18 protein-coding genes and 1 pseudogene are annotated in these 21,613 nt (G+C 44.8%); 3 read left to right on the forward strand and 16 right to left on the reverse strand.

Features of this window, described 5'->3' with window-relative positions; all coding sequences use genetic code 11:
- Positions 1-104: 104 nt before the first annotated feature.
- The 3 genes and pseudogenes from PG901_RS11165 to PG901_RS11175 form a co-directional block, all read right to left on the reverse strand.
- Positions 105-467 carry a hypothetical protein gene (locus PG901_RS11165; protein ID WP_201619574.1) on the reverse strand — a complete coding sequence of 121 codons (363 nt, stop codon included), beginning with the start codon at positions 465-467 and terminating at the stop codon, positions 105-107.
- Positions 468-660: 193 nt separating this feature from the next.
- On the reverse strand, positions 661-1,254 hold the full coding sequence (locus PG901_RS11170; RefSeq protein ID WP_271134430.1) for a 2-hydroxychromene-2-carboxylate isomerase: 594 nt from the start codon (positions 1,252-1,254) through the stop codon (positions 661-663).
- Between the two features lie 25 nt (positions 1,255-1,279).
- Positions 1,280-1,714, reverse strand: a pseudogene (locus PG901_RS11175) (SDR family NAD(P)-dependent oxidoreductase); the annotation flags it as partial.
- 453 nt (positions 1,715-2,167) lie between these two features.
- Here PG901_RS11175 and PG901_RS11180 point away from each other — a divergent pair.
- Entirely contained in the window at positions 2,168-3,940 is a 1,773-nt protein-coding gene (locus PG901_RS11180) for a potassium/proton antiporter (protein ID WP_271134431.1), read from the forward strand.
- A gap of 132 nt (positions 3,941-4,072) precedes the next feature.
- On the opposite strand, the gene PG901_RS11185 is transcribed toward PG901_RS11180, so the two are convergent.
- The 6 genes from PG901_RS11185 to arsC all read right to left on the reverse strand — a co-directional run bounded on the left by PG901_RS11185 (position 4,073) and on the right by arsC (position 9,436).
- Positions 4,073-5,380 carry an RNA-guided endonuclease InsQ/TnpB family protein gene (locus tag PG901_RS11185; RefSeq protein WP_271134432.1) on the reverse strand — a complete coding sequence of 436 codons (1,308 nt, stop codon included), beginning with the start codon at positions 5,378-5,380 and terminating at the stop codon, positions 4,073-4,075.
- Positions 5,381-5,499: 119 nt separating this feature from the next.
- Complete coding sequence (locus PG901_RS11190) at positions 5,500-5,640, reverse strand: hypothetical protein (protein ID WP_271134433.1); 141 nt, start codon at positions 5,638-5,640, stop codon at positions 5,500-5,502.
- Positions 5,641-5,864: 224 nt separating this feature from the next.
- Positions 5,865-6,278 (reverse strand): PaaI family thioesterase, encoded by a 414-nt coding sequence (locus PG901_RS11195; protein WP_271134434.1) that lies wholly within the window; start codon positions 6,276-6,278, stop codon positions 5,865-5,867.
- Positions 6,279-6,837: 559 nt separating this feature from the next.
- Positions 6,838-8,148, reverse strand: a complete 1,311-nt coding sequence (locus PG901_RS11200; protein WP_271134435.1) for an arsenic transporter — start codon at positions 8,146-8,148, stop codon at positions 6,838-6,840.
- A gap of 78 nt (positions 8,149-8,226) precedes the next feature.
- Positions 8,227-9,042: an arsenical resistance protein ArsH gene (arsH, locus tag PG901_RS11205; RefSeq protein ID WP_271134436.1), complete on the reverse strand. Its 816-nt coding sequence runs from the start codon at positions 9,040-9,042 to the stop codon at positions 8,227-8,229.
- A complete protein-coding gene (gene arsC / locus PG901_RS11210) occupies positions 9,029-9,436 on the reverse strand; it encodes an arsenate reductase (glutaredoxin) (RefSeq protein WP_271134437.1) in 408 nt (135 codons plus the stop codon). Before arsC ends, arsH begins: the two co-directional genes overlap by 14 nt.
- Before the next feature lie 161 nt (positions 9,437-9,597).
- On the opposite strand from arsC, the gene PG901_RS11215 reads away from it, so the two are divergent.
- Positions 9,598-10,392 (forward strand): YdcF family protein, encoded by a 795-nt coding sequence (locus tag PG901_RS11215; protein ID WP_271134438.1) that lies wholly within the window; start codon positions 9,598-9,600, stop codon positions 10,390-10,392.
- A 103-nt stretch (positions 10,393-10,495) separates the two neighbouring features.
- The gene (cls, locus tag PG901_RS11220) at positions 10,496-11,947 is read left to right on the forward strand and encodes a cardiolipin synthase (protein WP_271134439.1); all 1,452 of its coding nucleotides are present in this window, start codon (positions 10,496-10,498) and stop codon (positions 11,945-11,947) included.
- A gap of 108 nt (positions 11,948-12,055) precedes the next feature.
- On the opposite strand, the gene PG901_RS11225 is transcribed toward cls, so the two are convergent.
- The 7 genes from PG901_RS11225 to rsmH all read right to left on the reverse strand — a co-directional run bounded on the left by PG901_RS11225 (position 12,056) and on the right by rsmH (position 21,523).
- Positions 12,056-13,003 (reverse strand): putative RNA methyltransferase, encoded by a 948-nt coding sequence (locus PG901_RS11225; protein WP_442966897.1) that lies wholly within the window; start codon positions 13,001-13,003, stop codon positions 12,056-12,058.
- Positions 13,004-13,172: 169 nt separating this feature from the next.
- Positions 13,173-14,291, reverse strand: a complete 1,119-nt coding sequence (gene mraY, locus PG901_RS11230) for a phospho-N-acetylmuramoyl-pentapeptide-transferase (protein WP_271134440.1) — start codon at positions 14,289-14,291, stop codon at positions 13,173-13,175.
- Positions 14,292-14,294: 3 nt separating this feature from the next.
- Positions 14,295-15,752 (reverse strand): UDP-N-acetylmuramoyl-tripeptide--D-alanyl-D-alanine ligase, encoded by a 1,458-nt coding sequence (locus PG901_RS11235; RefSeq protein WP_271134441.1) that lies wholly within the window; start codon positions 15,750-15,752, stop codon positions 14,295-14,297.
- Positions 15,753-15,859: 107 nt separating this feature from the next.
- Positions 15,860-17,581 carry a UDP-N-acetylmuramoyl-L-alanyl-D-glutamate--2,6-diaminopimelate ligase gene (locus tag PG901_RS11240; protein WP_271134442.1) on the reverse strand — a complete coding sequence of 574 codons (1,722 nt, stop codon included), beginning with the start codon at positions 17,579-17,581 and terminating at the stop codon, positions 15,860-15,862.
- A gap of 71 nt (positions 17,582-17,652) precedes the next feature.
- On the reverse strand, positions 17,653-19,761 hold the full coding sequence (locus PG901_RS11245) for a peptidoglycan D,D-transpeptidase FtsI family protein (protein WP_271134443.1): 2,109 nt from the start codon (positions 19,759-19,761) through the stop codon (positions 17,653-17,655).
- The gene (gene ftsL / locus PG901_RS11250; protein ID WP_271134444.1) at positions 19,758-20,273 is read right to left on the reverse strand and encodes a cell division protein FtsL; all 516 of its coding nucleotides are present in this window, start codon (positions 20,271-20,273) and stop codon (positions 19,758-19,760) included. The genes PG901_RS11245 and ftsL overlap by 4 nt, the downstream gene beginning before the upstream one ends.
- A 233-nt stretch (positions 20,274-20,506) precedes the next feature.
- A complete protein-coding gene (gene rsmH / locus PG901_RS11255; protein ID WP_271134476.1) occupies positions 20,507-21,523 on the reverse strand; it encodes a 16S rRNA (cytosine(1402)-N(4))-methyltransferase RsmH in 1,017 nt (338 codons plus the stop codon).
- Between the last annotated feature and the right edge of the window lie 90 nt (positions 21,524-21,613).

Below are 21,613 nucleotides of genomic sequence, written 5' to 3' on the forward strand. Positions count from 1 at the left end.
GGTATTATTATAGTTTGATCCTGTCAGGCATTGCTACCTGACTCAAGTAAATCGGCCTCCGATAAACTCGGGGCGGTTCAGTATTGCTATAAGCTAAATGACAGTTACACAGAATCTGGAATGGTCTCTAGTAAATTACCATCTTTATCGAATAGGCAATCGACCACAACCAGAGGAGTAGTATCCACGCTATTTTTAGCGTAGTAATGCGTTGTAACTTTGAAATTACCGTTATTCAATAGTCTGTAGTCTGTATTTTTGCGGTTAATCTCCATAGACTTAAGGTTTTTAAGCATAGGTTTTGTCGTTTCTTGGCACTTCGTTAGCAGTGCAATCTTTGATGTTTTGCGAGCTTGTTCGAGTTCAGTGTCTTTTTCTTCATAAAATGAGTTACTGTCGCTTTGAATCCAAATATAAAGTGCTGCAAATGTAATAATAGACAAACCTGTCAGCGTTTCTTTTTTCATGATATGACCCGTTTATTAGTAACATATGAAGATATTTACCAATATACAATCATAGTTCATTAACCCATACAGTACACCACAAAAGTGTTTATTCAATCAATTTACAATTATAACTAATATTCTTATTGGTCTCTGTCATCATTAGGAAAGAGCTCAGTCTAAACGCTTTCAATTCATGCTATACCGTTGCTAATTAAGGCCACTCTTTTAAAGCAACCTCAACGAAATTTAAGCGATCTTGACCAAAAAACATCTCACCGTTCACGAAGAAACTAGGCGCACCAAAAACACCTCGTGCCACAGCTTCTTCAGTGGTATCTTTCAAACGCTCCTTGACCTCAGTCTCACTAATACGTGCCATAAAATCAGTCACGTCAATGCCTGCTTTGGTCAAAACTTCAGCCACAACCTCGGGTGACTCCATGTTTAGCTGTTCAGACCATAAAGCGTTGAAAATGGCTGCTAAATAAGTCTGGAACTCAGGTTCTTCCAAGTAAGCGGTCGCACCTCTCATTAAATGCATCGTATTCAACGGGAAAAATGGATTGAAGTTAAACGGCACCCCATAAATATTTGAAAAACGCTTAAGGTCTTTGAGCATATAAGCACCTTTAGCAGGAACCGCAGCTGGTGACGCATTACCAGTGGCTTGAAAGACAGCACCAAGCAGCATAGGCCGCCAAATGATTTTAGCGTTGATGCGCTGTGCAATACTCTCTAATTGTGTCCATGCCAAATAACTGGCTGGGCTGCCTACATCAAAGAAAAACTCTACTTTTTTACTCATCTCAAAGTACTCCTGACAAAATATATTAAAAAGTTTCTAACCATGGGCGTAGATCAAGCTCATGCGTCCAGCTGTCTCTCGGTTGACAATGCAATTGCCAATACTGCTCAGCGATATGCTCAGGATTTAAGATCCCGTCGTGGTCTTTAAGTGCATAGCGCTCAGGAAAATTGTCGCGAATAAAGGCGGTATCAATGGCACCATCAATGATAGGGTGCGCCACATGTATACCTTTTGGCCCTAACTCTCGAGCCATACTTTGCGCCAAAGCCCGTAAAGCAAATTTAGCACCAGCAAAAGCAGAAAAACCTTTACTACCTCGTAAAGAAGCCGTCGCGCCAGTGAAAATAATCGTACCCTTTCCACGGGGAAGCATTGCTTTTGCCGCCTCTCTACCTGTGAGAAATCCAGATAGCGCTGCCATTTCCCATACTTTTCGGTAGACTCTTAAGGTAGTTTCTGTAGGCCCTAATTTTTTTATGCATGATAAACGCCTGTTATGATGCTTAGTCTACCAAGTTCATCTCTACGGTCTTTTCAGCATAGCTCAATATCAATATCGGGGTGGCTCATTTGAATAGGCAGGTTATTCAATAAAAATCTATCAGGCTTAGCTGCCTGACTCAGAATGTTAAGTCTCCGACCATCTCAGGACAGTTCATTCTTAATGGCCTTTTTAAGAGATCTACTCAAAAATAAGTACTCTAGATTTGATTCTAGATGTTATTCTTAAGGAATGCTTTAAAACCATAACTAACTGCTTGAAAGCAAGGGATAAATAATGTTTCCGTTCTAATTAAATAAGCTTTGGTATTAGAACACTATGCGCTGTCCCCAGCAAAACTAAACTACCGCTATCGCAACAACCCAACTCCCAACTCATCATAACTTATAAAATAGGGCTTAATAAAAGATGGATACCTTAAATATCGTGTATCTCGTAGGAGCAGTGTTAATTTTTGCCAGTATTATGGCGAGCACTTTATCAGCACGTTTGGGTGTACCTCTTTTGCTATTATTTTTGGTCGTTGGGATGCTGGCTGGTGAAGAGGGTATCTTGGGTATTGAGTTTTCTCAATATGCAATAGCCAATTTTGTCGGGCAGGCGGCATTGGCTTGTATTTTGCTAGACGGTGGACTGCGTACTTCTTTTAAATCGTTTCGAGTTGGACTAAAACCAGCAATTACGCTAGCTACTTGGGGCGTACTTGCGACCGTAATGATACTGGGTGTATTCGTCACGTGGCTGCTTGATGTCGATTGGCGCTTTGGGCTATTGCTAGCGGCAATCGTTGGTTCTACTGATGCGGCAGCGGTGTTTTCACTGCTGCGTAATGGCGGTGTTAAGCTTAACGACCGCGTCCAAGCAACTTTGGAGCTTGAGTCTGGCGCCAACGACCCGTTAGCGATTTTATTAGTCACAGGATTAATTGCTTTAAATGTCGACCCCGCTGGGCAGACAGCGCTAGGCTTTTTAGGGCTGCTATTACAGCAGCTTAGCTTTGGTCTAGGAATGGGCTTGTTCTTCGGGTACTTCCTCTCTCGGTTATTACCCAAAATACACTTGGCAGAAGGCATGTATGCCATCTTGATATTATCGGCTGGCTTAGCAGTGTTTGCTGCCACCAACTTACTAGGCGGAAGTGGCTTTTTAGCCGTCTTTGTCACGGGTATTCTGATTGGCAACCACAAGGTACGCTCAACTGAGCATGTCATGCGCGTAATGGACAGCTTTGCGTGGTTATCGCAAGCGGTGTTATTTGTAGTATTAGGTTTATTGGTCACACCATCGAACGTTCTTGAAGTTTGGCCTTATTCAGTGGCCATTGCGGCCTTTATGATTTTAGTGGCTCGTCCTATTGCAGTCTATACCAGTGTTTTACCTTTTAAGTTTAAAAACAAAGAGATCGGTTTCATCTCTTGGGTTGGCTTACGCGGTGCGGTACCCATTACCCTTGCCATGTTGCCAGTGATTGCAGGGGTAGATAATGCCTTTATGCTATTTGATATTGCTTTTGGTGTGGTAGTTTTATCATTAGTATTACAAGGAACAACCATACCGTTTATGGCCAATCTGTTTAAGGTGCGTATTCCAAACAATAAAGACCCAAAAGAAGAGCATGAGGTTTGGGTGTCAGATAGAGCAAGTATTACGCTATATGAATTTGAAGTAAAGTCAGGCGCCTTTGCGATTGGTCGTCATCCAAGTGACATCTCTACGCGCATCAGCCCTGAGGAAATCCGTGTTTTTGCCTTGGTGCGTGGTCAGCAGATTGTCATTGTCGATGAAAATACCAAGCTCAAATTTGGTGATAGTGTCTGGTATGCCATGAGTGGCGATTATGCCGGTCAGATTGCGGATGTTTTTAATGACACGACGTTAGACCGTAGAGCCATCGATGATTTTTATGGCGATTGGATGCTATCGCCGAGTGTCAAACTTAAAGATGTGCCATTCTTTACCGATAGGATGAAATCCGAATCTCTAGAAGATACCCTGAACACGAAAAACATGTGGGAACAAACGGTTGCTGAATACATTAAGGATAGCTTAAAGATGGCACCCGTAGCAGGCGATACGGTTGCGATTAATGAGGAATGGTTGTTGGTTATTAAAGAAGTTGATGACCAAGGAAGACTTAGAACGATTGGCTTAAAACAACTAGAGGTGCCAACAGTGGTATAGTCTATATCACTGTTAGATATAGCATGGGCTAATGACTGACCGGCAAATATCTCAACCATAAGATACTTATCCATTGACATACTCCCACCACTTTCGCCAAGCTCAAGCGGGGGATTCTAAAAGCAACAGCTCTTAGGCGACTTTCTCACGAATATCACAAGTTTTCTGTTTCAACGGGCGACCTTTACCGCATCCTCCCTCCGCAGACAACACGGCATGTCCTGCCGCAAGAATATTTTTAGCTGCATTCATATCAGCATTTGCTTTATGCCCGCATTTGACGCACTCAAATTTAGCCTGAGTTTGTCGATTCTCTTTGGCGATATGCTTGCATTCAAAGCAGGTTTGGCTGGTGTAGCGTGGGTTTACTTTAATGAGCTCCCCGCCTTGCCAGTGCTGCTTATATTCCAACATATCAATCATCATGCCCCAGCCTTGATCTAAGATGGATTTGTTTAATCCTGATTTGGCTTTGACGTTACGCCCTCTGTTTTCTAGCGTACCGCTTGCAGATTTCGACATATTGGTTACTTTTAAGTCCTCACAAGCAATCATGGCGTGGTTTTTGCTGATCGCGGTGGTGATTTTATGCAAGTAATCATGGCGAATATTGGCGATGTGATGGTGTAATTTTTGAATCTTACGGTTCTGCTTTTTCCAGTTTTGACTGAATAAGACTTTTCTACTTAATTGGCGCTGTAATGCGGCCAGTTTAATTTGATTGGCTTTAAAGCTGTTTTTGGGTTTGATGTATTGACCGTCTGAGGTAGTAATCAGTTTAGTGATGCCCAAATCAATACCTATGGCGCTTGTAGAGGGGTGAATTGGGTTTTGATCCAGTGCTCGCTCACACCCAAAAGACACGTACCAGTGCCCTGATTTCTTGCTGATGGTGATGTTTTTAATGGTGCCGATGATGTCTTGTGATTTTCTAAGTCTGACAAAGCCCACGCCATTAGGTAGTTTGACGCGATTACCCTCAACACGGCAATATTTATCAAACTGAACCAAGCGCATGGAGTCACAGCCATCGGATTTACGTTTAAATCTTGGCATCAGTTGTCGTAGTTGAATCTCTGTGCCATCGCTTAGCTTAAAGAACTTGGGTTTTCGGAGCTTCTTTTTATTTTCTTTGAGCCTGGCATGAATTTTAGGATCAAAAAAACGTGACCAAGCAGAGGCGAGATCACGTACTTTTTGTTGTAAGGACACGGCATTGGCATGGGTTCTTAAGAAGTCAAAATCAGGATTGTTCTTTAGATCCATGATTTTATTAACCAAGTTGGTGGCATTAATAAATTCATTTTTGGCAAACATCTCAAATGAGATCGCTAGTATTTGATTCCAAACAAAACGTGCAGAGCCGACAAGATTATTTAGAATAATCTCCTGCTCTGCATTAGGCTCAAGCCTAAACTTATACGCTTTGTTGATTTTCATTACCGCAACTAATTTTGTTTGATAGAATATAAATTCTAAAGATTATTTAGATTTCATACAGTAGCTAATTTGTATAAAAATATAATAAACACTAGGCGAAATTCACCTCCACCCTAATGTCAGGTGGAGTCCTCTTTCGCTTTTAGATAGGTATCGGCGCTAATGACCCCACGGAAGGTGTCACAGGCGTTCCATACGGCTTTATTAATATCGTCTTGATTAATCTTATTGGTCATTTTATTAGCGGTGCTGGCGGGCATGTATGGTTCCTAAATACTTTGAAAAGTGGGAATTTGATAGTGAGGTAATGATAGCAGGGTCTAGAATGCTTGGCAGATGTTAGTGGCTAGAAGTTCAACTCTAGTAGATATTTATATAAATTAATTGAATAAACTAAGGGGCCAAAGCACAAAAATACTCGATAACAATGTGACTATTATGGGTACTGAGAAGATACGTTTAACAGGGTATATGTATAAGTCATTTAATCATGCTTAGGCGGTACGGAATAGGTACCAACAACATGTGCGACCAAGTCATTAGAGCCCTCTGAATATAAAGAAACTTCGCCTACGATAAGCGTGCGACCTACTTTTAGCAAGCTACACTCAGCAATAATACGTGCTTCTGCTGAGGGTTTACGCAAAAAATTAATGGTCAGGCTTGTCGTCACTGTCAACGGTACAATTCCAATCTTGCCAAGTATAGCTACATAGAGTGCGACATCAGCAATACTCATCAATACAGGACCTGAGACAGTGCCACCAGGACGCAGCTCGTCTATACCGATATCATGTGATAAGGTCGAACCACTATTACCTACTGCTTCAACAATACATTTAGTTTGAGGAAACTCTAACGCTAAAAAGGCAGCTATTTCTTCTTTGGTTGCAGACATACTCCTAGAGTCTAATTATTCTTATGACCTAACCGACTTTCTCATCAAAGGTTAGTGGTCTGTTACTATCGTCGAACGTAGGGAGTGGAGCTTTATTTAAATGAGTTAAAAATCTTTTCTAACTTGTAGGATAGCATTACTGAAAATCAAGACAAATAGGAAGCTTCATTACCATCCTAACCACTTATCTCAAAACTTCACGATAATCATCGTCCTCTGATTCTTACCTGCGCTCAGATTTTTCAATCCTCTATTTCTATATCTAAAGTCATCTTTGCAAGGCATCGTTCTATCTGATTAACATAAAAGTTGGCAGTATGATTTATACCAGCATCTATCCCAATACTACTCTAATAATTGATCACTCGCTGACAGCTTGCTACAAAAAAATTGTCACTGCACTGGTAACAGAATGCTTCACCATCATAATATTGATAATAAGTGAAAAAATTATCTTACGAGTATACAATGAGAATCATGCAGACATCTTGGTTAAGGAACCATTAATTCTTTTAAAACACAAAGCCTAAAGCTGATATTTAAGCTTCAAGACCCACCTTTAAACGCTCGGCAATTGAGGCAACCAAAACACCAATGCCAATAACGTTGCTAATAATACGGGCGGCGTTATCAGCAGTCCGACCTTCATATATTGTCCCCAGCTTATCTTATAATCCTTTTCTGCCAATACATGTAACCACAATAACGTCGCCAAACTACCAATAGGCGTGAATTTTGGTCCCAAATCATTACCAATGACATTGGCATAAATCATTAGTTCTCGAGTAGCAGTGGGCACTTGGGCGCTATCAATCGCCAGCGCGCCTATCAGCGTCGATGGCATATTGTTCATCACAGACGCCACAATAGCGGATAAAAAGCCTGTACCGACCGTCGCAAAGACTGTCCCTTGTTGACCTAACCAGTTAAGTATTTGCGCGCCATAGGCAGTAAGTCCTGCATTGCCCAAACCATAAACCACCAAATACATACCAATTGAAAATAGCACAATTTGCCACGGTGCTTTCTTAAGAATATTAGTCATAGAAAATCTGGCATCACGTCCGCCTTGCCACCAGCGTCCAGCAATCGCCATGAGTATAAGCGCCGCGGCACTCGTCACTACGGAGATAACCAGCCCGAGCGATTCAGTCGCGAAATAAGCGATTAATAATAATGCCAGCAGTGGAAAAGCCGCTCGAAACACCAGCGGGTCTTTGATAGCGGACTGTGGTGAGCTAAGATTTGCCGTTGAGTAGTGTTTAGGAATATGCCGCGCATAAGCAAGCCACAATACCAATAGCGTTGCTAGGACAGAGACGATATTTACCGGTACCATCACCGCCGCGTAGCGACCAAAACCAATATCAAAATAATTGGCACTGACGATATTAACCAAATTAGAAGTCACTAATGGCAAACTTGCGGTATCAGCAATAAAACCAGTGGCAATAATAAAAGCTAAAGCAGATTTGGGGGCAAAATCAAGGCGCAGTAGAATAGCAATCACAATTGGCGTCAGTAGTAAGGCCGCGCCATCATTGGCAAAGAAGGCGGAGATAAACGCCCCTAATAGTACAATCATCGGAAACAACAAACGCCCTTGCCTATTGCCAAGCCGAGCAACGTGTAAGGCCGCCCAGCCAAAAAATCCCGCTTCATCTAAAATAAGAGAGATGATAATCAGGGCGACAAAGGTAAAGGTAGCATCCCAAACGATATCCCAAACAATACCAACGTCAGACCATTGCACCACACCAAATACTAAGGCGACCAAAGCGCCGCCCATCGCACTCCAACCAATGCCAAGCCCTTTAGGCTGCCAGATGACTAAGACCAAAGTTACGATAAAAATAGCGAATGCGAGCATGAAGTAACCTTAATGGGGCAATTGAAGCAATGAAATATTAATAAGGGCAATAATAAAACCAATAATAAAACAAAGAAGTTAGAGCGATTTTTGATTGACGCGTTGCGATACTTCTGCAGCGCTTTCGACCCGTTCTGAATAGCGATCGGTCAGATACGCCGAGCGCCCACGGGTAAGCCAGGTAAATTTGACCAACTCTTCGCAAACATCGACGACGCGCAAATATAATGGTGACATTTTCATGCGATCATTATCATCGAATTCCAAAAACGCTTTTGGGATAGAGGATTGATTAGGGATGGTAATCATGCGCATCCAGCGCCCAAGAATACGCAACTGATTGACGGTATTAAAACTTTGGCTGCCGCCACTGACTTGCATAATAGCGAGGGTTTTACCTTGGGTCGGACGTACGCCGCCTAGCGCCAACGGAATCCAGTCAATTTGCGCTTTCATAATACTGGTAATGCTGCCATGGCGTTCTGGACTGACCCATAGCATGCCTTCTGCCCACTGTGCCAGCTCGCGTAACTCTTGTACCTTTGGGTGGTCGCTATCGGCGTCATCTGGCAGTGGCAAGCCTGATGGATTAAACATTCGCACCTCGCAGCCGTACCAACGCAATAGCCGGCTTGCTTCTTCTGCCGCCAATCTAGAAAATGAGCGCGCACGTAAAGAGCCATATAACACCAATATCCTTGGTGGATGGCGTGGGTCATCTTTACCTATCAAAGACTCAATATCAATAGCTTGTATTTGACTTAAATCAATATTGGGCAAATCGTTTTTAAGTAAATCAACAGTGAGTAAATCATTAGCGCCAATATTGCTATCACACTCGCTATCAAGATTGTCTTCTGCTGCTAGGGTTGCGGTATTTTTAGCCTTTGACATGTTTGACGATTTCCCCATCTTCTTTGGTAAAACTACTGACTGGATTCTCCAGTAATTCAAACACTCGCTCTGACGGTCGGCACAGCGCCGCGCCTTTATTGGTAACAACAATAGGACGATTGATTAAAATAGGGTGCGCTATCATGGCATCAATCAATTGCGCATCGCTCAATGTTGGATTGTCTAAGCCAAGCTCAGCATGGACATTTTCTTTACTGCGTATTAGCTCGCGCGGCGTGATGTGCATCAATGCCAATAGCTCAACTAAGTACTCACGAGACGGCGGTGTTTTTAGGTATTCCACCACGTCTGGCGTCTCACCTGAAGCCTGCATAATAGCCAGTGTATTACGAGACGTGCCGCATTTTGGATTATGAAAAATGATTGGCGTCATAAGGTTTTCCTCTTAACGTTAAAGGGATTAGATTTGGTATATATGAATATTACCAAACAGCCAGGTAATTAAAACAACGTTTGATTAAATAAACAAAGCAACATTTGATTCATTAAAAATTAAACTAAAGAGAAGTATCTTGACCTAATAAAAGCAAAACTATGGCAAAAAAATTACTCATTATAGCGCGAGTTGGATTGGTGGCTATCGGTGCCGTTATCATGGTTGATTGTGCCGTGTTAATGACGGTCGGCAAAATTAACTTTGGCACTGTCGTACCATTCTTATTGGGCAGCGTGTTTGTCACCCATGGGATATTTTGGCATGCCATCCGCAAATTTACTAGGCAAAACCCTTTCCGCAATCGTCTTTGGTATGCGCTATGGCTGCTGTTTTTCATCTGGCTTATAAGCTTCGGGTTATTTATTTTCTCGTTGCAGCAGCAGATTAAGCGCAGCGCGCAGCCTGTGCCTGAGGTCGCGGCGATTATTGTATTAGGTTCAGGTACTATCGCAGGCAAGCCAACACCGACGCTTGCTCAGCGTTTAGATACGGCCGCCCCGCTGATTAAAGCACAGCCAGAGGCGCTAGCGCTGACCAGTGGCGGTATAGGTATGGGGCAGACGCGCAGTGAAGCTAGTATTATGGCGACTTATTTACATGAGACACATGGCATTGCCTTTGAGCACATTTTACAAGAGGGCAAAAGCACCAGTACCGCCGAAAACTTAATCTATAGCCAAGTAATTTTGGCGGCAAAAGGTCTCTCTATTACAGCGCCTATTGCCATTGTGACCAGTGATTTTCATACCATTCGCGCCGCTGCCATTGCCAAGCATCAAGGCTACCAGCAGCCTATTTTACTCGCCAGCCCAACACCGTTATCCATTCGCTACAATGCGTGGTTTCGCGAGTATTTTGCCTTTGTCAGTGGTTGGCTACTTGGGGAATATTGATAGAATTTAATAAAGCGGTTAATAAATTAGCCCGATAAATAAAACCGTTTTTAAATAAAAATAATAACCATAATTAACCAGAATAATAATGGACGGCAGCCCTATGCTCATCGACATCTTATTAACCATTCACTTTATCCTACTGGTGCTGATATCCTTGCGCGTCCTATCGCGCGATGATTTAACCGCGCCAGCACGCTTGGCTTGGATGGTTATCTTATTCGTCTTACCTTATTTTGGCGTATTGGTTTATTGGATGTTTGGTGAGGTGCATTTAGGGCGCAACTTCGCGCGTGAACGTGAAGACATTATCAATAAATTACGTCAACACCGTCCTGCAGTTCTCGGTAGCGATGTGGCGTTAACACTGGCCGTCAAGCCTGAATATCAAGCAGCCTTTGCTTATTCAGCAAAAGCCACCGGTTTTCAGACCACGGTGGGCAATCGCGCCGAGCTGATGGCTGATGCCGCTGAGACCCGCAGTCGTATGATTGCCGATTTTGATGCGGCAACCGATCATATCCATGTGCTGTATTATATTTGGCTGGTCGATGGTATGGGCACTGCTACCGCCCAAGCACTGATTCGCGCCGCAAAGCGCGGCGTTACCTGCCGAGCAATGGTCGATGGTATGGGCTCGCGCAAGATGGTCGGCTCAACGCTATGGCAAGAAATGAAGGACGCAGGTGTACAGCTTAGTGTCGCCCTACCCTTGACCAATATATTCAAAGTGCTGCTATTCAGCCGTATTGACTTGCGTAATCACCGTAAAATTACCGTGATTGATGGCAAGATTGGCTACGCTGGCAGCCGAAATTGTGCCGACCCTGAGTTTATGGTAAAACCCAAATATGCCCCTTGGGTCGATATTATGCTGCGCATCGAAGGCCCCATCGTTGCGCAAACTCAGATGCTATTTGCCAGTGATTGGCTGACTGAAAACCCTGATACGCCGCTCGATAGCTTTCCGTATGCGACGGATTTGCAGCCAAATCTGCCGACCAATGATTTTGCTGCGCAACTTTTCTCTGATGGTCCGACTCAGCGTCACGGCACCACGCCGCAGTTTTTAGGCGCTTTGATTAGCCAAGCTCAACACACGCTAATGATTTCTACGCCTTATTTCGTACCCGATTATTCACTGGTGAGCATTCTATGTGCAACCGCCTATCGCGGGGTTGAGGTGACGATGGTTTTCCCGAAGAAAAACGACTCCTTTATCGTCGCCGCGACCAGTCATAGCTACTATTGGCAATTACTTGAAGCAGGGGTGAAAATCTATGAGTATAAACCTGGGCTGCTACACGCCAAAACTCTGACTGTCGATGGTGAAATCAGCTTGATTGGTTCAACCAATTTGGATTTGCGCAGTTTTCATTTGAATTATGAAAACAATATCGTCTTTAGTGATAACAAACTGACCGCCGATATCATGGAGCGCCAATATCAGTATATCGCTGATTCTGATGAAGTGACGCTTGAAGAGGTTAACGACTGGCCGCTGTCTTATCGGATTTGGAATAATATCGTTGCCACTATGGGACCCGTTTTATAAATGAATCCTTGTTAATGAATCCTTGTTAATGAGTACTTATTAATGAGTACTTATTAAAGAAAAACTCTTAACATGAAACAATTTGTCATTAAATGTACTTTATTAATTCTATTGAACAGCTGTTCTTTGCAAAATATAGATGACAAACTTAGCTTCTGTTGCAAAAGGTTTCGCTGCCACCTCTGCTAGTAGCGCCTGTCTTTTGTCGCTACGCGCACGATACGCATAAGGGGTCATGGTCATTAAATCCGCCAAACCCTCTGCCGATAAATTTAAACTACTGCTGACATGATTGGTTTCTAGCAGCTGAAAATAAGGCGCTAATTCCTGCAAAAACTTCTCAGAATCATGCTCACGGACGTCATCAAATAACGCCTCACGCATCGTCGCTAAATGCCCCATATCGGGCTTGGCAATGATTAGATAGCCTGCATCGCTTAATACCTCATTAAACGCCTCTGGCAAGATGGGGCTAAAGATACTGCTAATACCATTGATGCTATGCGCCCGTAATGGCAAATGCGCCGCGCTGGTGACCAGTGGATAGATGACTGCCGCTTTAATTATCTCTGTGACAGAATCGTCTTTAACTGGCTGATACCAAAGACGACCTAAAGCCTTACTGGTTTTCGCCAGCTCTACGACGGCAGGTTTACTGATATCCGCTGCAATCAGTACATCCATTCCGGTTTGTGCCATTGCCTGCGTGTAATAGCCTTCACCGCAGCCAATATCTAGCCAATTAATGAGCTTATCTTTTTGGTCAGGAATGGCTTTTTTTGCCGTCAATAATGCCGCCATCTTTTGGCAAATTAAGTCATTTAAGGGCTGATAATGTCCGGCATTTAAAAACCGTTTGCGCGCATCAATTGATTGCTGACTGTCGCCCGGTGCTTTAGATTTTTTTTGTTGTACTGGTAATAGATTAACATAACCCTGACGCGCCACATCAAACGGATGAGACGTTTGCTTTGGGTGCAAGCTGCCATCACAGCGCCACGTATCATCAGCGGGTTGCAGGGGTGATTGGCAAAGGGGACAAATAAATAAGCTCACAAGTATCTCAACGTCATCACAATATGGCTGCCATTTTAACAAAGTTCAGGCTTCGTAAGGGATAAAAGGCATAACAAAAGAGAAGATAGTGTAGGACATAAAAAAGCCATCTCAGATTTTAAGATGGCTTTTGATTTGAATTTTTTTTGATTCGAAACTGTTTGACGACTTAACGCAGTTTTAAGGTCATCAGCCCAAGAATCACAAGAATAATGGCAATAATCCAAAACCTTGCCACCACTTGCGTCTCTTTCCAGCCAATCTCTTCAAAGTGATGATGCAATGGTGCCATACGAAAGACGCGCTTTTTACGCAGTTTATACGAGCCAACCTGTAGCATGACCGACAATGCTTCGGCGACAAATAAACCGCCCATAATGGCAAAGGCAATCTCTTGACGGGTCATAACCGCAATCGTACCGAGCATCGCGCCCAATGCTAACGCCCCAACATCACCCATAAATACTTGCGCTGGATGAGCGTTAAACCATAAGAAACCAAGCCCCGCGCCAATCATCGCGCCGCAAACAATAATCACTTCCGAGTTATAGGCAATATAAGGTACATGCAAGTAATCCGCAAAGCGCACGTCACCAGAAACATAAGCCATGGCGCCTAAACCTGCTGCAACCAAAACCACGGGCAAAATAGCCAAACCGTCCAAGCCATCGGTTAAGTTGACGGAGTTAGAAGCACCATTAATCACAAAGTAGGTAAAGATAATAAAACCAATACCAAACGGCACGGCGGAGAAGGGAATTATCCAATCTTTAAAAATCGGTAGCAGCAAATCTTGCATCTCACGCGTGGTCGCCATATCCGGCTGTAAGGTAGCAATATAATATAAAGATATACCGACGAATAATGCGCCCATCGAGAGCCAAAAGTATTTTTTGCGGGCGATCAGACCTTTGGGGTCTTTATATTTAATTTTAAGCCAATCATCTGCCCAACCGACTGCGCCAAAGATAACCATGACAATGAGCAAAATCCATACATAGGGATTGTTTAATCGCGCCCACAATAAGGTTGAAACCCCAATCGCGCTCAAAATCAGCACCCCACCCATGGTCGGCGTACCGGTTTTGGCCAAATGCGACTGCGGACCATCATTACGAATCGCCTGACCGTACTTCAGCGCACGCAGACGGCGAATGACGCGCCCCCCCAAAATCATGCTAAAGGCAAGCGCGGTAATGACCGCTAGTAACGCGCGCAGCGTCAACGAAGAAACCGCAGAAAACGGCGTATAATACTGACCAAGCCAGCCAAACAACCAAACTAACACCGCCTACTCCTCGACTAGCGCATTGATAAGGGTTTCCATTTCCATGGAACGTGAACCTTTAAACAGCACCGTACAAGGCTGCGCTTGCTGTGCTTGTAAATAAGGCTGTAAATAGGCCAATAAACTGTCTTTATCAGCAAAGGCATGGGCGTTGATAGCAGAAATCTCTTTTGAGCCTGCCACCGTATAAGGGGCATATTCACCAACACACAGCAACACATTGATGCCAGTGGTCGCAATCGTACGACCCAAGCTTTGATGCTCGCTGACCGCCGCTTCTCCAAGCTCCGCAATATCACCGAGTACCATCACTTGCGTACCCGTTTGCGCCGCAAGCACCTTAGCTGCCGCTCGCACCGAATGCGGATTGGCATTATAAGTATCATCAATCAAACGATGCATACCGAGTAATTGGCTGTTTAAGCGCCCCTTAGCAGGACGGGCATTTTCAAGTCCGACGACGATATCACTGATATCGATATTTAACGCATGGGCACAAGCAGCAGCGGCCAAGGCATTATTGACATTATGCTCGCCCGCTAGCGGCAGATTGATATCATGAACTTGGCTGCCAATATGCAGCTTAAATTCACTACGCTCAGGTTCAACATCTAAATGGCTGGCACTGACATCAGTATTACCAAAGCCAATCACATGAGAGGTATGCTCTTCAGCGATACGGCGCAGCTTATTGGTAAAGTCATCTTTATCAGGAACGATAGCGTACTGCGTGTCATTTAAAGTATGGTAAATCTCAGCCTTGGTTTGGCAAATGCCTTCACGGCTGCCAAATTCCCCTAAATGCGCGGTACCAATATTGAGAACACAAGCGACATCCGGCTTTACAATCTCAGTAGTATAAGCAATCTCACCAATATGGTTAGCGCCCAGCTCCAAAATCGCATAGCGATGATGATCGGATAATTCGAGCAACATCATCGGCACACCCAAGTCATTATTTAGGTTACCACGGGTAATCAGCGTCGGCGCCAAGCGTCCAAAGATACTACCGAGCATCTCTTTGCAGGTGGTTTTGCCGCTAGAACCAGTAATGGCAATCACGGTCAAATTTTTATGCTGCTGACGACGATAAGCTGCCAATTGCCCTAACGCCAAACGCGTGTCATCAACAACTAATTGCGCAATATCAGCAGAAATGGGGCGTGAAACGATAGCCGCAACCGCACCTTGTTCGATGGCAGTAGCGATATAATCGTGACCATCAAAATTATCACCGCTGAGCGCCAAAAAGATATCGCCCGCTTTAATAGTACGAGTATCGGTAGCGATACGCGTACTGCTAATTGATGTGCTTGCGTCAGTGCTGTTATTGCTTGATGTTACTTGACCATCAGCAAATTGCCAATGTCCACCCAGTGTTGCGGTTGCCGCAAGCAGATTGTCTACTTGCCAAACATACAGCCCTTGCGACTGAATGCTGTTATCGTTGTCGGCTGTCATAATGATTACCTTATATATGATGACTACTTATCTTTGATATTTAATGATATCTGTTTTTTAAAAAGTATAAAAAATGAGGCGCAGGCGCTATTATTTATCTATAAAGGCTATACGCGCCCTGCTTGCTTTAAAGCGTTTTGCAAAATAACGCTGTCGTCAAAATCATAACGAACATGGTTAATTTCTTGATAGGTTTCATGACCCTTGCCCGCGATAACGACAATATCATCAGGCGCTGCTTGATTGACCGCATATTCGATGGCGGTTTGGCGCGCCGGTTCGATATGGGCTCGCTGATATTGCTCGTTTGTCATGCCCGCTTGCATATCTTGCAAGATTATATTTGGGTCTTCGGTACGTGGATTATCCGCCGTCAATACAACGTTATCGGCGCCTGCCAATCCTGCTTGCGCCATCAATGGGCGCTTGCCAGCATCACGGTCGCCGCCACAACCAAACACTGCCCATAGCTGACCTTTACAATGGGTTTTTAGGCTGGCAAGTACTTGGCTTAATGCATCAGGCGTATGCGCATAATCAACGATAAAGCAACCATCATTGGATGGCACACGCTGCATACGCCCAACCGCCCCTTGTAGCTGCGGGATAACGGCCGCAATGCGCTTCAAACTAATCCCTAGGGCTACAGCTGCGGCAATAGCAGCCAGCAAATTGGCAGCATTAAAACGCCCGAGTAATGGGCTGACGACGTTTATAAAATTAATTTTTCCATTGCCAAAATCAGTACGCAGCGCAATCTCAACACCCTGCAAACTTGGCTTGATTTCAGCGGCAACAAAGGTTGCAGATTTTGCTGGGTCTAAACTATAGGTCCAAACCGTTAATTGGCTGGCATGCGCGGTGTCGAGCATAATTTGTGCATGCTCATCATCGATATTGATGATGGCGTGGGTTAACTCTGAGAAATGTGCTTTATCAAACAGCTTGGCTTTTGCCGCCGCATACTCTGCCATATCGGCATGATAATCTAGATGATCACGGCTTAAATTGGTATAAATCGCCACCGATACAGGCATCCCTTGTAAGCGCTGCTGATCTAAACCGTGCGAGCTTGCTTCTAATGCCAATAGCTCAGCATTCTCTGTACCCATTTGATATAAGAACTTCTGTACCGCTAAGGCATCACCGGTGGTATGGCTGGCTTGCACTAAAGCGCCTAATCTACCGTTCCCAGCCGTGCCCATCACGGCGCTACTCATCCCAGTCAGCTGCGTCAATTGCGCCACCAATTGGCTGATAGTGGTTTTGCCATTGGTGCCCGTTACTGCGACGACCGTCGGCAAGATTACAGGCTGCTGATATTGCAAACGCGCCTGAATCAAGTCACCTAAAAAATCACGGATATTGGGCACATATAATACCGGGCAAGGCAGGCCGTCCAATTGCTGCTGTGCGATAGATTCAGCATTATCATCAGTTAAAGCAAGATTGGCATGCGGCGGTACATTAGCTTTAATAAGCAAAGCGCGCGGGTCAATTTCTGCTAGGATAAACGCCGCATTTTGCGCGGCTTGATAGAGGTAGTCACGACTTTTTTGACAGTTTGGCGTATGACTTTTTAATAACACAAAAACGTCATTGGCTGCCAACTGACGGCTGTCTAAGCAGAACTGCTCAAATGGGATATTGGCAAGCGATGTTTTTAGATTGGGCAACTGATTGTTAGATGTATTTATCAGCGTTGTCAATGCTTGCGCTAGGCTTTGTTTGTCTTTGTGGTTCTGCCTATGACTGTCGCTACCGCTGGCTTCAATCAGCTGTTGCAAGGTGACTGTGGTGCTGCTTGGCGACGAGATAGACGGAGTCATTGGCAAATCCTAAACGGTTAAAACGCATCAAATGGTTAATAGCGGAATATTTAAAAAGATTACTTTTTTACCTACTGTTCTTCGGTTTTTAACGGCTTATCTAACGGCACATTATACAAACGCAGCGCCTCTTTCATGACGTTATGGAAAACAGGAGCGACGGTTAAGCCCGCATAAATCTGACCACGCGGGTCTTCGATAAGTATGACACCGACCAGCTTAGGATTAGACGCTGGCGCCATACCCGCAAAGACGTTACGATATTGGTCCGTATAGTAGCCACCTTTTGGATTGATACGGCGCGACGTTCCTGTTTTACCAGCAACGCGATAACCATCGATAGCAGCACCCTTAGCCGTACCACCCGGTTCGGTGACACTTTCCATCATTTGTACGATAGACATGGCTTGCTCATGGGCCATGATACGCTTACTGGGCGGCCGCTCGCCATCTTTGGTCAGCGTTAATGGATGCATAACCCCGCCTGCTGCCAGCGCCGAATAGGCTTGTGCTACCTGCGCCAATGTCACTTGCAGACCATAACCATAACTGACCGTCGCCCGTCTTGAGGTTTCTTTCTCTTTTGGCGTCACGACAAGTCCACTGCCCTCACCGGGGAATTGCAGCGGTGTTTTTGACCCAAAGCCAAACTGTTTTTGCATATTGGTAATGGCATCAGGCGGCAGTGATAACGCAATCTTGGTCGAGGCCACGTTACTAGACTTCTGTAGCAACGTACCCAGAGTAATACGACCTAGATTATTATGATCGCGAATCGTATAACCACGCACACGGATAGAGCCAGGATTGGTATCAATCAATGACGTCGTCGTATACTTGCCTGAATCTAAAGCGGCGGCGACAGTAAATGGTTTCATCACCGAACCGGGCTCAAAGACATCAAGCAGCGCCCGGTTACGTTGGTTTTCACCGGTCATCTCATTAAGATTGTTGGAGTTAAATGATGGCCACGTCGATAGAGCAAGCACTTCACCGGTTTGCACATCGACGATCATACCCGTTGACCAGCGCGCTTTTTGCAAGCGGCCGGCTTTTTCCAGCTCTTTATAAAGCAAGTACTGCAAGCGCGAATCAATCGTTAACGCCACGTCTTTACCGGGTATCTCTGGTTCAATTTGCTTGATTTCTTTCAAACTGTTTTGCTTGGCATCTTTGAGTACCAATACTTTACCATCATCGCCCGCCAGCTCAGTTTCATACTGACGTTCGATACCAGCGCGGCCTTCGTAACCGCCTTCAGGGTCATCGGCGTTTTGGCCCATAAAACCCAACAGCTGCGAGTTCGGTTGTGGCTGTGGATAATAGCGCTGGAAGAAGTTTTTCTCATAGACGCCCGGAAAATCAAGCGAGCTAACGCTTTGAGCAATCTCAGGGGTGACTTTATTGAGTAGCGGCAGATAATGCGAGCCTGCGCCCGATGGCAGCGCCGCTTTAACGGCTTCCTCATCGGTTACATCGATACTGTCATCGATAGCCGTGACTTTTTTAAGCTCAGTGACTGAAATATTGGCCGCTGCTGCAAGGGTAGTCAAATCCATATTATCCAAGCGCTTTTGCATACGCGCGACCAGCTTTGGACTATCGGGATTGGTCAAAATAATGCGTTTAAGCTCATAATATTCGCGCGCATAATCATGCGGGCTAAAAGAAACCGTCGCTAGAGGCGCACTGACTGCTAAAGGCAAATCATTACGGTCGGTAATCATACCGCGATAGGATTTTTGCGTGCGCACGCTGGTGATAAGCTCGTTACCTTTATCTTGGTAAAATTGAGCGTTGGCCACTTGTAAATAATAAGCACGGCCGATAAGACCTACCAAAATCAGCAGCGCTAGCGCCCAAATCATACGAAAACGGTTTTTATCTTGCTCGACACCGCCACGCGAAGAGGCGCCAGACGCTTTACCCAAAAACGCTCTTTTACTTTTTAGGTTTTTAACACTGGTATAAGCGCCCTGCTCTTCGTTCTTTTTGAGGCGACCAAACAGCTTGGCTTTACGGCCATCACTGGTTTTATTATCAGGCTTGCTACTCGTTTGCCCAGATTTGGCGGCACTGGCACGGCGTAACGGCTTGGTGACTTTGCCGCTGGCTGGTTTTTTGTTGTTATTCTTAGCGGCAGCTTTATCACTATTGGCATTGGATTTTTTATCACTCATCGTCCAGCCTCCGCTGCATCAGCATCGTTTGTAGGAATCTCAGGAGATAAATCCGTAGAAGCCCGTGGCTCGATGACTTCAGTTTCAGCTTTATTTTCATCTGCGCCATCAGACTCGACGATTGGCGTCATTGTTGCTGGTGCAACTGCCGCACCTGGTTGGATAATCAGCTTATCTTTAAGGGTTGGCGAAAACATACCCAGTTCAGCAACGGCACGACTGGCAATTTGCGGGGTCGCACTAAAGGTTTGCTGCTCGATGAGCAAACGCTGATGTTCTACTTGCAGTTTGCGCTCTTGTTTTTTCATGTCTTGCAAGGTTTTATAATCCTGATGATATTGCTGCACGCCTTCAGCAGTTTTGATACCGCTCCAGATAATTGCTGCCGCCAATAGCAATAATATGGCCACGTAAATACTGACCATATTAAATCGGCGCACGAATAATTCGCCAACATCGGTATTAGGAGGCATTGCGGCGCGGCGGTTTACAGGTTTGTCAGATATTGCCATGACGATCTCAAAAAAGTGAACTTCAAAATATAAAAAGCGCTAACCATTTGCGAGTGATCACACCCTCATGAGCCATCAGCACCATCAATAAAAACAAATAAGATTAGAAATAAAACAAAACCAAGCAAAAAAGTAACTGCTGAGCCTAGCAGAGAATGTTTACAGCTTTTTAACAGCCGCGTAATCATTAAAACATTCAGTCATATTCTAACCACATAATTTAATAGGAATATCTATGGCTGAACGTCTGCTACATAATCCGTATCGGTACGGGTTGCCAGTCGTAACCATGCACTACGCGAGCGCGGGTTTTGGCTGATTTCTGCTTTACTAGGACCGACGCGTTTTGGCTTGCTAAAATAACGCGGACGCTTAGGCGGCATCGGCAAATTCTCATCTTCTGGATACTGACCTTTACTATGACGCTGCAAAAACTGCTTAATACGGCGATCTTCTAAGGAATGAAAACTAATCACCGCCAACTGTCCGCCCGACTTTAAAATCGGAATGCTTTGTTCTAAAAAGTCGTCAACATCGCCAAGCTCATTATTAATGAAGATACGCATCGCTTGAAAACTTTGCGTCGCTGGATGCTTACCGCGTTGCCAGTTTGGGTGCGCGACTTTTATCACTTCTGCTAGCTCAAGCGTGGATTCATAACTGTCCATTTGCTTGATCGCACGGGCAATACGGCGGCTATGGCGCTCTTCGCCAAACTCATACAGTACATTAGCCAGAGTCTCATCCTCGACTTTCTCTAGCCATTCAGCAACCGACTGCCCGCGGCTGGTATCCATACGCATATCGACCGCACCATCACGCATAAAACTAAAACCGCGACTGCCATCGTCAATTTGTGGCGATGAGATACCCAAATCCGCCATTAATCCATCAACTTGCGTGATACCCATTGCCGCTAGGCTATCAGTCAAGGTCGCAAAGCTGTCATGCACCACTTTTACGCGACTGTCGCTATTTGCCAATTCATGAGCAACGCTAATGGCCGTTGGGTCTTTATCAAACACAATCAAGGTTGCGTCGTCGGCCAGCTGACTCAATAGCAAGCGACTATGGCCACCACGGCCAAAGGTTGCATCGACGTAGATGCCACTCATTTGTAAGCTATTCTGTCCTGCGTCGTCTGTTTGCTTGGGCAGTGATTTGACACCCAATACCGCGGCGACCGTTTCTTGCAGTAGCACCGCATCATGAACGAAACTTAATTCATCAGAAGTGGTTGGCTCTGTTATAGCAGCTACAGACTCTTGAGCGGGTGAATTAGCAGAGTCACTCTCTACAACAAAGTCATTTTCCACCGCAGACAAGTCACGCGCTGACTT

The organism is Psychrobacter sp. ANT_H3 (assembly GCF_027919975.1).
Lineage (GTDB): Bacteria > Pseudomonadota > Gammaproteobacteria > Pseudomonadales > Moraxellaceae > Psychrobacter > Psychrobacter maritimus.